At 45.2% G+C, this 12,781-nt stretch carries 8 protein-coding genes; 5 read left to right on the top strand and 3 right to left on the bottom strand.

Annotated features, from left to right (window positions below; genetic code table 11):
* Positions 1-6: 6 nt before the first annotated feature.
* The gene (locus GJU82_RS10235; RefSeq protein ID WP_228488656.1) at positions 7-1,212 is read right to left on the bottom strand and encodes an FprA family A-type flavoprotein; all 1,206 of its coding nucleotides are present in this window, start codon (positions 1,210-1,212) and stop codon (positions 7-9) included.
* A 107-nt stretch (positions 1,213-1,319) separates the two neighbouring features.
* On the opposite strand from GJU82_RS10235, the gene mltG reads away from it, so the two are divergent.
* Positions 1,320-2,438 carry an endolytic transglycosylase MltG gene (gene mltG / locus GJU82_RS10240; protein ID WP_228488657.1) on the top strand — a complete coding sequence of 373 codons (1,119 nt, stop codon included), beginning with the start codon at positions 1,320-1,322 and terminating at the stop codon, positions 2,436-2,438.
* Positions 2,439-2,449: 11 nt separating this feature from the next.
* On the opposite strand, the gene murB is transcribed toward mltG, so the two are convergent.
* Entirely contained in the window at positions 2,450-3,469 is a 1,020-nt protein-coding gene (gene murB, locus GJU82_RS10245) for a UDP-N-acetylmuramate dehydrogenase (protein ID WP_153632055.1), read from the bottom strand.
* 92 nt (positions 3,470-3,561) lie between these two features.
* On the opposite strand from murB, the gene GJU82_RS10250 reads away from it, so the two are divergent.
* Entirely contained in the window at positions 3,562-4,695 is a 1,134-nt protein-coding gene (locus GJU82_RS10250; protein ID WP_153632056.1) for a glycosyltransferase, read from the top strand.
* Here GJU82_RS10250 and GJU82_RS10255 read toward each other — a convergent pair.
* Entirely contained in the window at positions 4,672-5,391 is a 720-nt protein-coding gene (locus tag GJU82_RS10255) for a cell division ATP-binding protein FtsE (RefSeq protein ID WP_153632057.1), read from the bottom strand. The two genes, GJU82_RS10250 and GJU82_RS10255, sit on opposite strands and share 24 nt — an antisense overlap.
* Positions 5,392-5,554: 163 nt before the next feature.
* Between GJU82_RS10255 and GJU82_RS10260 the strand changes: the two genes are divergently transcribed.
* From GJU82_RS10260 to gyrB, 3 genes are all read left to right on the top strand, one after another.
* On the top strand, positions 5,555-8,650 hold the full coding sequence (locus GJU82_RS10260; protein WP_153632058.1) for a tetratricopeptide repeat protein: 3,096 nt from the start codon (positions 5,555-5,557) through the stop codon (positions 8,648-8,650).
* A 13-nt stretch (positions 8,651-8,663) separates the two neighbouring features.
* The gene (locus tag GJU82_RS10265) at positions 8,664-10,457 is read left to right on the top strand and encodes a TonB-dependent receptor (RefSeq protein ID WP_153632059.1); all 1,794 of its coding nucleotides are present in this window, start codon (positions 8,664-8,666) and stop codon (positions 10,455-10,457) included.
* Between the two features lie 316 nt (positions 10,458-10,773).
* The gene (gene gyrB, locus GJU82_RS10270; protein ID WP_153632060.1) at positions 10,774-12,738 is read left to right on the top strand and encodes a DNA topoisomerase (ATP-hydrolyzing) subunit B; all 1,965 of its coding nucleotides are present in this window, start codon (positions 10,774-10,776) and stop codon (positions 12,736-12,738) included.
* The last annotated feature ends 43 nt before the right edge of the window (positions 12,739-12,781 follow it).

The following is a 12,781-nucleotide window of genomic DNA, read 5'->3' on the forward strand; positions in this document are numbered from 1 at the left end:
TATGAATTACTCTGCTTTCAAGCGGTCAGCCATGGCATTCGCCAAATCAATACACATCCGGAATTTGTCTGCTTTTAAAGCCCCTTTTTCTTCCACCGGCTCATAAACCACATCCCATTTAATGTTCCCGGCAAATTTCATCAGGTTTTTCACACCGCCACCGTTCCACGAAAACGAGCCAAAAACACCCAACAGGTGCTCTTTAATACCCATGTGCTCAATCTTGGTCACCAGCGCTTCGACACTTGGGAACATTTCGTTGTTATAAGCGGCGCTTCCCACGATAAATCCCTTGTATTTGAAAATATCGCTGATGATGTATGACGGATGCGTTTTCGAGGCATCGTAAACACGAATATTTTTTACCCCCCGAACGGCTAGTTGACGGGCAATTACATCGGCCATTTTTTCGGTGTTACCATACATGCTGCCGTATACAATCACGACACCTTCTTCCGTTTGGTAACTGCTCCATTTATCGTACCGCGAAAGCACAAAATCGGTATGTGAACGCCAGATTGGACCATGAAGTGCGGCAATCATTTTAATGTCCAAACCGCTCAGCTTCTTCATCGCACGTTGCGTATGCGGACTGTACTTTCCGACAATATTGGTAAAGTAGCGCATCATTTCCTCTTCGTAGAAACTGAGGTTCAGCTCATCATCGAAAATTCCGCCATCTAGCGTTCCAAAGGCACCAAAAGCATCGGCAGAGAAAAGAATACCGTTAGCCTTTTCGAAACTAACCATCGTTTCGGGCCAGTGTACCATCGGGATGGTATAAAACTCAAGGGTATTTTTTCCTAACGGAAGTTCATCACCATCGCCTACTTCCAAGGTATTTTCCTTAATCTGGTAAAAGTTTTCCAGCATCGGGAAAGTCTTCTTGTTCCCGACGAGGGTGATATCAGGATATTCGGCAACAATACTGCGGATTGCGCCGGAATGATCAGGTTCCATATGGTTAATAACCAGGTAGTCAACCTTCCTGTCACCCAGTATATTTTTAATATTCGAAAGATATTCGTCGATGAACGTACGCTCAACAGTGTCCATTAACGCGACCTCCTCGTCCACAATGAGATACGAATTATAAGCCATTCCATGCGGAAGCGGCCAATAATTTTCGAAAAGACGTGTTTTCCGGTCGTTTACTCCTACATAATAAATTTCATCTGCAAGTTTTACCTGATGCATAAAATTGTCCTCCAAACAGTTAACGATTTTTTGGTTTTCAGATTTAGTCACGAAAATATAAAATATTTGGCTGTAAACCGTTGAATAATTGTCAACAAAACATAAATAAACAACCTCTGAGCATGAAATGGGGAATTCGACTGAATTTACTATTTTTACCCACCGTAAAAAGACTAAGTATGGGAATTGAGCGCAGAAATAGGCTAATGGTGTTCCCTCGCGTGGGAAAATGGGTCATTATATTAGTTAGCGTTGGATTTATTGCGGCAGGCATTCGTGCTTTTCAGCTGTATGGGTATATTTTCGAGAATAATGTGAAACACACGGGCTTTGTTTACATTCCCGATGATGCGACTTATAATCAAGTGATTGACTCGCTGAAGGCTGGTGATTTTTTGGCCAACTACAAGTCCATAAAATGGGTAGCCAATAAAAAGAAGTATCCGGATTTAATCAAACCGGGGGCGTACAAACTTGAAAAGAACTGGAGCAACAACAAACTGATTGATGTTTTACGATCCGGCGCTCAGGCCCCGATCAAAGTAACCTTCAACAACATTCGATTCAGGAAAGATTTAGCGGCCCGCTTGTCGCATTATCTCGAAGCTGATTCTACTGCTTTTCTGAAAGAGCTAACCGATACCGCTGTGGCCAGGAAATATGGTTTCACATATGCCTCATTCCCGGCCATGTTTATTCCCAATACCTACGAGTTTTACTGGACCACTACACCCGTAGAGTTTGTGGACCGGATAAAACAAGAGTTCGACCGCTTCTGGACTGATGAACGGAAAAAGAAAGCTGAAGCGGCAGGCCTGACCCCCGTTCAGGCAACAACATTAGCATCTATCGTTCAGGAGGAAACGGTTAAACCGGATGAGATGCATAAAATTGCCGGCGTTTATATCAACCGATTGAAACGTGGATGGCGGTTACAAGCCGACCCGACCGTTAAATTTGCCGTCGGAGATTTTAGTATTAAGCGCATTCTCAATCAACACCTCGAAATTGAATCGCCATACAACACATACAAATACAAAGGATTGCCTCCCGGCCCCATTAATTTCCCGAATCCCAAAAGCATTGAAGCGGTACTGAACTACGAGAAAAGTAACTATCTCTATTTCTGTGCGAAGGAAGATTTTTCGGGTTACCACAATTTCTCCAGGACCTTGCGGGAACACAACCGGAATGCAGCACGTTACCAACGGGCGCTGAACAAAAACCGCATCTTCAAATAAGAGAAGTAGGCTTAACCGATTACATTCACCTCGCGTTCGAGCTGAATTGCAAACTTTTTTTCCACATCGTTACGAATTTGTTCGGACAAATCGAAGATTTCTTGTCCTGTGGCACCGCCGTGATTAACCAGCACAAGCGCCTGGCGATCGTGTACGCCGGCCCTACCGGTACGCTTTCCCTTCCAGCCGGCATGTTCAATCAACCAGGCTGCCGCAATTTTCACTTTTCCGGCGCCAGCCGGATAGAGCGGGATATCCGGATATTTTGCTTTTAACGTATGGGTTTTTTCTTCCTCCATCACCGGATTTTTGAAGAAACTACCGGCGTTTCCAATTGTTTCCGGGTCGGGTAACTTTTGTTCACGGATGGCAATTACCGCTCTTCGAATGTTGGAGAGTGAAACTTTTCCCAAACGTTCCACTTCAACTGCCACATCACCATAATCGAGTTGAAACGCTGGCTTCTTATTCAATTCAAACACCACCGACGTAACGACAAAGTGTCCTTTCCACTTTTGTTTAAAAATACTGTTCCGGTAGGAAAACTGACACATCTCACGGGTAAACGTTTTCTCCTGCAGTGTTTGCAGATCAACGCCATGAACCTCCCGGATAACAGGACCAACTTCCACGCCATATGCGCCAATATTCTGAACCGGAGCTGCTCCTACCTTACCAGGAATCAGCGAAAGATTTTCAACTCCTCCCCAGCCATTTCCCACACAGAATGCAACAAACTCATCCCAATCGATGCCGGCTCCAGCCTCTATCCAAACCGATTCCTTGTCTTCTTTCAAAACCCCAATTCCAAAAACGTCCGAAGACAACACCAACTCATCAACATCGTGCAGAAAAAGCAAATTGCTTCCTTGCCCAACAATAAGATGCTCCACATTCCGGTATTCTGGATTTGATTGATAAAACTGAATCAATCCTTCGGCATCCGAAAAAGAAAGAAAAGATTTAGCTTTGACATCGATGCCAAATGTGTTCCGTTCTAACAGGGAATAATCATGGTAGAGGATAAACATGCATTAAATTTTTGAAGGCAAAGATAATAGAAGCAGGGATATTTACGTTTCCTTTTGTAACTGCATATCTTTACAACTAGAATTTCACAACTGTGCGAAAAATACTCCTGGCAGTAACAAACGATCTCGTCACCGATCACCGTGTACATAAAGTCGCCTCATCTTTGCAAAAGATGGGCTTCGAAGTTACACTTTTGGGAAGACGCTTCCGGAAAAGCGGGTCCTTGTCCCGACCTTACCAAACCCGTCGGTTCCGCTTGCTTTTCAATAAAGGGCCGCTCTTTTACGCAATTTTCAATATCCGGCTCTTTTTTCACATCGTTTTCGGGAAATACGACGTTTTGGTCGCCAACGATTTGGATACCCTTCCGGGAATAACTGTAGCGGCCAGTTTGCGTAAGTTACCTGTAATTTATGACAGTCATGAACTTTTCACCGAAGTTCCTGAAGTGATTAAGCGCCCGTGGGTACAAGGCGTGTGGCGACGGCTGGAAAAACTTTCGGTGCCCCATGTTCATTCCGCGTACACGGTAAGCCAGTCCATTTCCGAGTGCCTTTCGTCCGTTTACCGGAAAGAATTTACCGTTATCCGGAATATGCCCCGATTTTCTCCGGTAACCTATATTCCGGGCGACCGACAGATGGATTTCGGCGATCAGCAAATCATTCTTTACCAGGGAGCATTGAATATGGGACGTGGTTTGGAGATGATGGTTCAGGCCATGAAGTATATCCCCAAAAGTATTTTATTGCTGGCCGGCGACGGTGACAAAAAAGAGGAACTACAGGAACTGGTCATCAGGGAAAATCTGGGAGGCGAAGTGATCTTCCTCGGAAGATTATCACTTTCTGAACTACACTTCCTGACACCACAGGCCGATTTAGGAATCTCGCTGGAAGAAGATCTGGGATTAAGTTATCACTTTGTGCTGCCCAATAAGCTTTTCGATTACATCCACGCCGGCATTCCGGTACTTGTTTCCGATTTGCCGGAAATGCGCCGTCTGGTGGAGAATTACAACGTGGGTGAAATACTAAAAGAGCGGACACCCAAAGCGGTAGCCCAACAAATCAACGAATTATTCTCGGCAAAAGAACACCGTAGAATATTGGAAGAGAATGCATCGCTGGCATCACGGGAATTGTGTTGGGAAAACGAAGAGAAAAAACTGGCGGCCATTTATGCGCCATTCCTCGAAGAATCAGGACAGCCCGTCGCTGAGTAACGATTCGAAATCAATCGTTTCCTCTTCTTCGCCTACTTCCCGAACAGTACCATCTTCGCAGGCTAATTTCCTTGCCGGGAATTTCCTGATCAACGGATAGTCGTGAGTAGCAATGATGACGGTTTTTCCTTCCTGATTAATCCCTTTCAAAACGTTCAGAAGCGCTTCCGAAGTTTCCGGATCCAGATTTCCGGTAGGCTCGTCGGCCAGAATAACTTCCGGATTATTTAGTAAAGCCCGTGCAATAACAATGCGTTGCTGCTCGCCCCCTGACAACTGATGCGGCATTTTTGAGCCCGAATGGGGCATATCGACAATCTCCAGCACTTCCCGGATACGATCCTTAATAGCCCGCTCCTGTTTCCAACCGGTTGCCTTCAGCACAAATTCCAGGTTTTTATATACGCTACGGTCAATCAATAACTGAAAATCCTGAAAAACAATTCCCAGTTTCCTGCGAAGAAAGGGAACATTTTTCCGTTTTATGGACTGCAACTGGTACCCGACAACCTCACCCTCTCCCACAATCAGAGGCAATTCGACATAAAAAGTTTTCAGAAGGCTGGATTTGCCACTTCCCACTTTCCCGATAATATACAGGAATTCGCCCTTTTCCACCTGAAAATTAACATCTTTCAGTATGAGATTCTCACGTTGATAAATATCTGCACCTTTCAGTTCAATGATTGCTTCCACTAGTAATCGAAAGTTTAAGTGAAAATTATATTTTTGTACGAGGCAGCTTCAGACAAAACTAAGTTTTTTTGCGGAACAATTGTGTGGATTCTCTTCATTAAACCGAAACAAACAGTGTTTAAACTGATTACGCCCTGCAAAAATCAGAACTGAAAAAAATCTCATGAAATTCATATCTAAATCGTTCGTTACGCTTTGTTTGGTATTGGCCGTCACCATGGCGGGTTATGCTCAGCCGGTAACCCGTCCAACCGGTATTGACGAAAATTACCGGACAGCCCTGGAGCTTTTCCAAACTCGAAAATTCAGCTCTGCTTACCAGGAGTTTGATAAGATCATCAAACAAAGCGGGCCCTCATCGGGGATGTATGCCGAAGCAGTTTACTATAAAGCTGTTTGTGCCCTGGAAATGGGAAACAGAAACGGAAAACAGGAGTTGGAAGATTTCATCGATAAATATCCCAACTCTCCGCAGATCTCCATGGCTCATTTTCGTCTGGCGAATGTGGTGTTTGCCAACAAACGCTACCGACAGGCGATAAAGGATTACGAGAAAACAGATGCCTACCTTCTGCCCAAAGCCGAAAGCGACGAGTATAAATTCAAGCTGGGTTATTGCTATCTGGACAACGGAGAGAACGAAAAAGCCAAAACCTATTTCTACGATTTGAAAAGTAAACGAGGCAAATTTTCCCATGCGGCAGCCTATTACTGGGCGCACATTAATTACCTCGAAGGAAATTATGAAACGGCACTGCTGGAATTTCAAAAGCTGAAAGACGACCGGCAGTATTCAGGGATTGTCCCGTTTTACACGGCACAGATCTATTTCATGCAGAAAAAATATGATGAGGTGATCAAGATGGCGCCTCCGTTGCTGCAAGCCGCATCACCGGAGCGTAAAATCGACATCTCCAAAATCATCGGGAACTCTTATTTTCAAACTGAACAGTACGGCAAGGCGCTTCCGTATCTGAGCGATTACATGAAAAATACGGCTAAACCAACAGCTGACGATTACTATGTTATCGGGATTTGTGAATATAAAACCGGCGACGATAAACAGGCCATATCCGATCTGGAACGGGCCACACGTGACAAAGATGCGGTGGCACAGAACGCCTATTACCATTTGGCCGGAGCTTATCTGAAACAAGATCAAAAGCAAAAAGCGATGATGGCTTTTTCGAATGCGTCGGAAATGAGTTTCGATCCCAAAATAAAGGAAGATGCACTGTTTCAGTATGCCAAAATTACTTACGAACTCGACTATTCGCCGTTTAACGAAGCCATCAAGGCGTTCGATAAGTACATCACACTGTATCCCAATTCGGAACGTAACGATGTGGCATATGACTACCTGGTGAAAGTGTTCATGACGACACGCAACTACAAAGATGCGTTAGCTTCGCTGGATAAAATCAAAGTAAAAAGTCCGGCCATCAAAAAAGCGTATCAGCGGGTAGCCTACTATCGTGCGCTGGAATTTTTCCGCGATACGAAACTGAAGCAGGCCATTGGGTTATTCAATAAGTCATTACAATACAATCAATACAACGACGAACTGAAAGCGCTGGCTTATTACTGGAAAGGGGAAGCGGAATACCGCCTGAACGATAAGGAAGCCGCTATCCTCGATTACCGTCGTTTCCAGGCGACAGCTGGTTCTTACCGGATGAAAAAAGAATATGCACTTTCGAACTACAACATCGGTTATGCCTATTTCGATCAGGAAAAGTACGGTCAGGCTGCCAGTTGGTTCCGTAAGTTTCTCACCTTCCCGCACGACAAAGATCCGAAGCAGGTAGCCGATGCCTATAACCGGTTAGGCGATTGTGCTTATGTACAGCGCAATTTCCAGGATGCAACCGCACAGTATCAGAAAGCGTACCACATGAACACCTACGATGCAGATTACGCATTGTTTCAAACGGCTTTTTGCTATGGATTACTACATAAGCAACAGCAAAAAATCAATGACCTGAATAAACTGCAGGTTCAGTTCCCCGATTCGCGCTACCGCGATGACGCCATTTTTGAAACGGGTCATGCATGGGAACGGGCAAACAACGATGACAATGCGAAGAAGAGCTTCAAATATCTGATCGTCAATTATCCGAACAGTCCATATCAGTCAAAAGCACTGCTACAATTGGGACTCCTAAGTTTTAACGAAAATGATTACAACAACTCGCTTTCGTATTACAAGCAGGTCGTTGAGAAATATCCGAATACACCGGAAGCAAAAGCAGCATTGACGGGTATCCGGAATAATTATGTAGAGTTGAACCAGGTAGAGGATTATTTCACGTATGCCCAAAGCTTAGGAAAAACCGCCACACCTTCGCAATCAGAACAAGATTCGCTGCTGTATACTTCGGCTGAAAACCTTTACATGAAGCAAAGCCCCCAAGCAATGGATGCGTTGACAAGTTATCTCAGCCGCTTTTCGGACGGAGTATTTGCCATCAATGCACATTTCTACCGTGGCGAACTATTTTACAATCAACAAAACCTCGAACAGGCTGCCACCGATTACGACTACGTACTAAGTCGTGGTGAAAATATCTTCTCTGAGCAGGCGCTGGTCAAAGCATCTGAAATTGCCTACCGGGAAAAAGACTACAGGAAAGCGCTTGCCTTGTACACTCGTCTCGAAAAGCAATCCAACAATTCCAAAAACAATTTGATTGCTCTAACCGGAATACTCCATTGTAACTACGAATTGAAAAAATACCAGGCAGTGACTGAAGCGGGCTGGAAAATCCGGAATACAGAGAAAGTACCGGAAGAAATTTCGCGCGAAGCGGAATACAAGGCGGCCAAAGCTTACCAGGCACTCAACGAACCAACCAAAGCTTACACGTTGTTCCGCAAGTTATCGAAGGACACCAAAACGGCCGAGGGTGCCGAAGCGAAATACCAGGTGTGCCAATACTATTACGATCACAACCAATTGAAGGCCGCGGAAGATGAGGTGATGAATTTCATCGATAAAAATACGCCGCACCAATATTGGCTGGCCAAAAGTTTCATCCTGCTGGCCCATGTGTATGAAAAAGAAGGAGACCTGTTTCAGGCAACACACACCCTCCGGAGTATCATCGAAAATTACGGGGAGCCCGACGATGGGATCATCAAGGAGTCGGAACTTTATCTGAAAGATTTGGAAGCAAAACAGAAAGCACAATCGGCTGCACAAAGCCAGCAGGACGCTGTTACAACTTCCTCAACCGGTTCCATTCGTTCCAACCAATAATCCGAAAAGCATAATGAAACATCAAAATATTTCACTCAGCATATTTTTAACTGCGGCAATTGGGCTGGGAAGTGCAGCAACCATTTTTGCCCAGAAACAAGATACGACCATCAACAAGCAGGTGGAAGTGGTGAAAGCTTATCGCCCAAGTGTGTCGGATGCCTACAAAATCAGCCCGATGCCTGAAATTGACGATACGACCCATTTCAGGCCACAATTCGACTATCACATCGACAGCGAGCCTGTAACAACCGGCTTTAAAACCGTACCCGTTTCTGCTGCAGCCATCAATCTGCACGAGTCAACTGAAAACGGTTATGGATATCTGAAACTAGGAATGGGAACTTACAACACCCCTTACGGGGAATTCTTCTTCAACCAGCCCAAAGGCAAGAACTCCATGTTCGGAGCCCATTACCGCCATCTTTCTTCAACCGGAAGGGTGAAGTTGAATAGCAGTGGCGAAAAAGTCGATGCGCCTTACAGCCACAACAACCTGGAGATTTTCGGGAAATACTTTTTCAGGAAATCGGTATTTTCAGTTAACCTGAATTATGACCGGAACGTGGTGAAGTTTTACGGTTACCCGGATTCAATTCCTGCTTACATTAAGAATAACGGCTATGGTTATTTTAACGACAAGCAGCGAATGCAAAACTGGAGATTCAATGTTGGACTGAAAAGCAGCCAGAACTCCCGGAGTGAGTTGCAATACAAAGCCGGCTTGCATTATTCCAACTTCACCACGAAGACCCGTCAAACAGAAAATAACGCCGGAATGATTGCCGGGTTTGACAATGATTTCGGCAACCTGCATGGTTTGTTGGAATCGTCGCTCGATTATTATTCGACAGACGGCATTGACAATTTCGACAATCCGGCATCCTTCAAACGCAACAGTATCTGGTTCAAGCTGAATCCCTCCGTGTTGCTCAGAGGCGATGCATGGAAAATTCGTGCCGGACTGAATACCTGGTCGGTTTCAGATGACGACCGGAATGCCATTTTTAAAGTGTATCCCAAACTCGACATCGAATTGAAGCCGGTGGGAAATATCATGACGCTGTATATCGGAGCCGACGGATTTTTGCAGAATAACAACTATTCCGCGATAGCGAAAGAAAACCCATGGGCCAACCCACGGCACGATATCCGGAACACCGACTACAAATACATCGTCTTCGGTGGTTTCAAAGGAAAAATCAGTCCGCAAATCAGTTACAAAGCCGGCGTAAAATACAGCAAGGCACACAATATGCATTTCTTTGTCACAAATGCCTACCCGACCGTACTCAATCCAACGTATCCCATTGCCACCAACGAATGGCTGTACCGGAACGATTTCGATGTGGAATACGATGATGCCGGTATCCTCAATCTGAATGCCGAGGTTTCCTACTTCAGCGGAAGCGATTACTACCTGCAAATCAAAGCCAATTATTACAGTTATACGCTCGACAGCCTGAATGTTGCATCGTACAAGCCCAACTTCGACGCGACGGTTTCGTCAGGAGTAAGGTTTACCCAGCGGCTAACCGGCTTCATCGACATGAATATTACCGGAAACCGGAAGGCCATTATTCTGTATCAATACAATCCAATGAGTTCAGCAAGGCCCTCTCCTTACCGGGAAACCGTTTCCCTTGATCCGATTGTGAATATGAATCTCGGAGCAGAGTATGAATTACCCTATCGTTTGAAGCTTTTCAGCCGCCTCGACAATGTATTTAACCAACACTATGACAGATGGTTGGGATACACTTCGCAGGGAATGCGATTTATGGTCGGTGCAAGCTGGTCGTTTTAAGCATATTAAGACATTTCAGTCCTGTTTTGTCCCGAAGCTTTTTCGGGGTTTATTTTTATCTGATAATCTGACACTTAACCTGCCATGATTTGTTGATAAAAACCCGGTTTTTAGGGCCAAAACATCAGGTTAACCCGGATTATTTTGCTATATTTGCCTTCCATGAAAAACGACCTGGAAATGCGGTACTTAACCTGTCGATATAGGGGCAGCGTGTAAGGCCTTCTCCGCAAACCAATTTTGTTTTTTTGGCAATCAGGTTAGGGTTGGAATCGGAAAGATTCCGGCGAGATTGAGAATTTAAATAATTCATAGAATGAGTGAATTTGAAAATAACGGATTGAATAACAACTCCGATTATTCGGCCGACAGTATTCAGGTACTGGAAGGCCTTGAGGCTGTACGCAAGCGCCCCGCAATGTACATCGGTGATGTTAACGTCAAAGGATTGCACCATTTAGTGTACGAGGTAATTGACAACTCCATTGATGAGGCGCTGGTCGGCTACTGTAAAAACATCGAAGTTATCATTAACGAAGATAACTCCATTTCAGTAAAAGACGACGGACGTGGTATTCCGACTGAGCGCCACACCAAGGAAAATAAATCGGCATTGGAAGTGGTAATGACCGTTCTCCACGCCGGGGGTAAATTCAACAAAGACTCGTACAAAGTTTCCGGTGGATTGCATGGTGTTGGTGTATCGTGTGTAAACGCGCTCTCTTCGCACCTTCGTGCGGAAATTCACCGCGATGGAAAAATTTGGGAACAAGAGTACCAGCGGGGCGTCCCCATCAATGAAACGAAAATTATTGGTGAAACAGATAAAAGCGGTACCATTATTACCTTTCGCCCCGATGATACCATCTTCACTTCAACGATATATAAATACGACATTCTTTCGGCTCGCCTGCGGGAATTGGCTTTCCTGAACAGCGGTATCCGATTGGTTATTTTCGACAAACGCGAGCGGGACGAAAACGGCGAATTTAAAAGAGAAGAATTCTACTCTGAAGCTGGTTTGTCCGAATTTGTTGATTACCTGGATGGTACGCGGGAGCGGTTGATTGACGAGACCATTCACATTACAACAGAGAAAAACAGTGTTCCGGTAGAAATTGCGATGACGTATAATTCCTCGTTCACCGAGAACATTCACGCATACGTCAACAATATTAACACCATTGAAGGAGGTACGCACCTGACCGGTTTTCGTCGCGGGTTAACCCGTACCCTGAAAAACTATGCGGAAGCCAGCGGAATGCTTGCCAAGCTGAAATTTGACATTAGTGGTGACGACTTCCGCGAAGGATTGACTGCTGTTGTTTCGGTAAAAGTGGCAGAGCCTCAGTTTGAAGGACAAACAAAAACCAAACTGGGGAACTCGGAAGTTAGTGCTTCTGTTGATCAGGCGGTGAGCGAAATGCTTTCGTATTACCTGGAAGAGCATCCTAAAGATGCCAAAACCATTGTGAACAAAGTCGTTCTTGCGGCTCAGGCGCGACATGCTGCCCGCAAGGCAAGGGAACTGGTTCAGCGTAAAACTGTTTTATCGGGAGGCGGCCTACCGGGAAAACTGGCTGACTGCTCGGAAAAAGACCCCGAACAATGCGAGGTTTTCCTCGTCGAGGGTGATTCGGCAGGCGGAACGGCCAAACAAGGCCGTGATCGTCGTTTCCAGGCAATTCTTCCTTTAAGGGGAAAAATCCTGAACGTGGAAAAAGCCATGTCGCACAAGGTTTTCGAAAGTGAAGAAATTCGCAACATCTATACAGCCTTAGGTGTCACGGTAGGAACCGAAGAAGACCAGAAAGCGCTGAATATTGAAAAATTGCGGTACCACAAGATTGTGATCATGACCGATGCCGATGTCGATGGTTCTCACATCGCAACACTTATCATGACCTTCTTTTTCCGCTACATGCAAGATTTGATTCAGGCCGGATACATCTACATTGCCACACCACCACTCTATCAGGTTCGAAAAGGCAAGAAAGAAACCTACTGCTGGACGGAGCAGCAACGCATCGTCCTGATTGAGGAGTGGGGAGGTGGAAGTGAAAGTAACCTGCATATTCAGCGATACAAAGGTTTGGGTGAGATGAATGCCGAGCAGCTTTGGGATACCACGATGAATCCCGAACAACGGACATTGCGGCAGGTAACCATTGAAAACGCTGCCGAAGCCGACCACATTTTCTCCATGCTTATGGGAGACGATGTACCACCCCGAAAGAAGTTTATAGAGGACAACGCCACATACGCGAATATCGATATATAAGCCTAAAGGCTGGCAAAAGCCAGCCTTTTTTTATGTTTCATTT

Source organism: Prolixibacter sp. SD074, assembly GCF_009617895.1.
Taxonomy (GTDB): domain Bacteria; phylum Bacteroidota; class Bacteroidia; order Bacteroidales; family Prolixibacteraceae; genus Prolixibacter.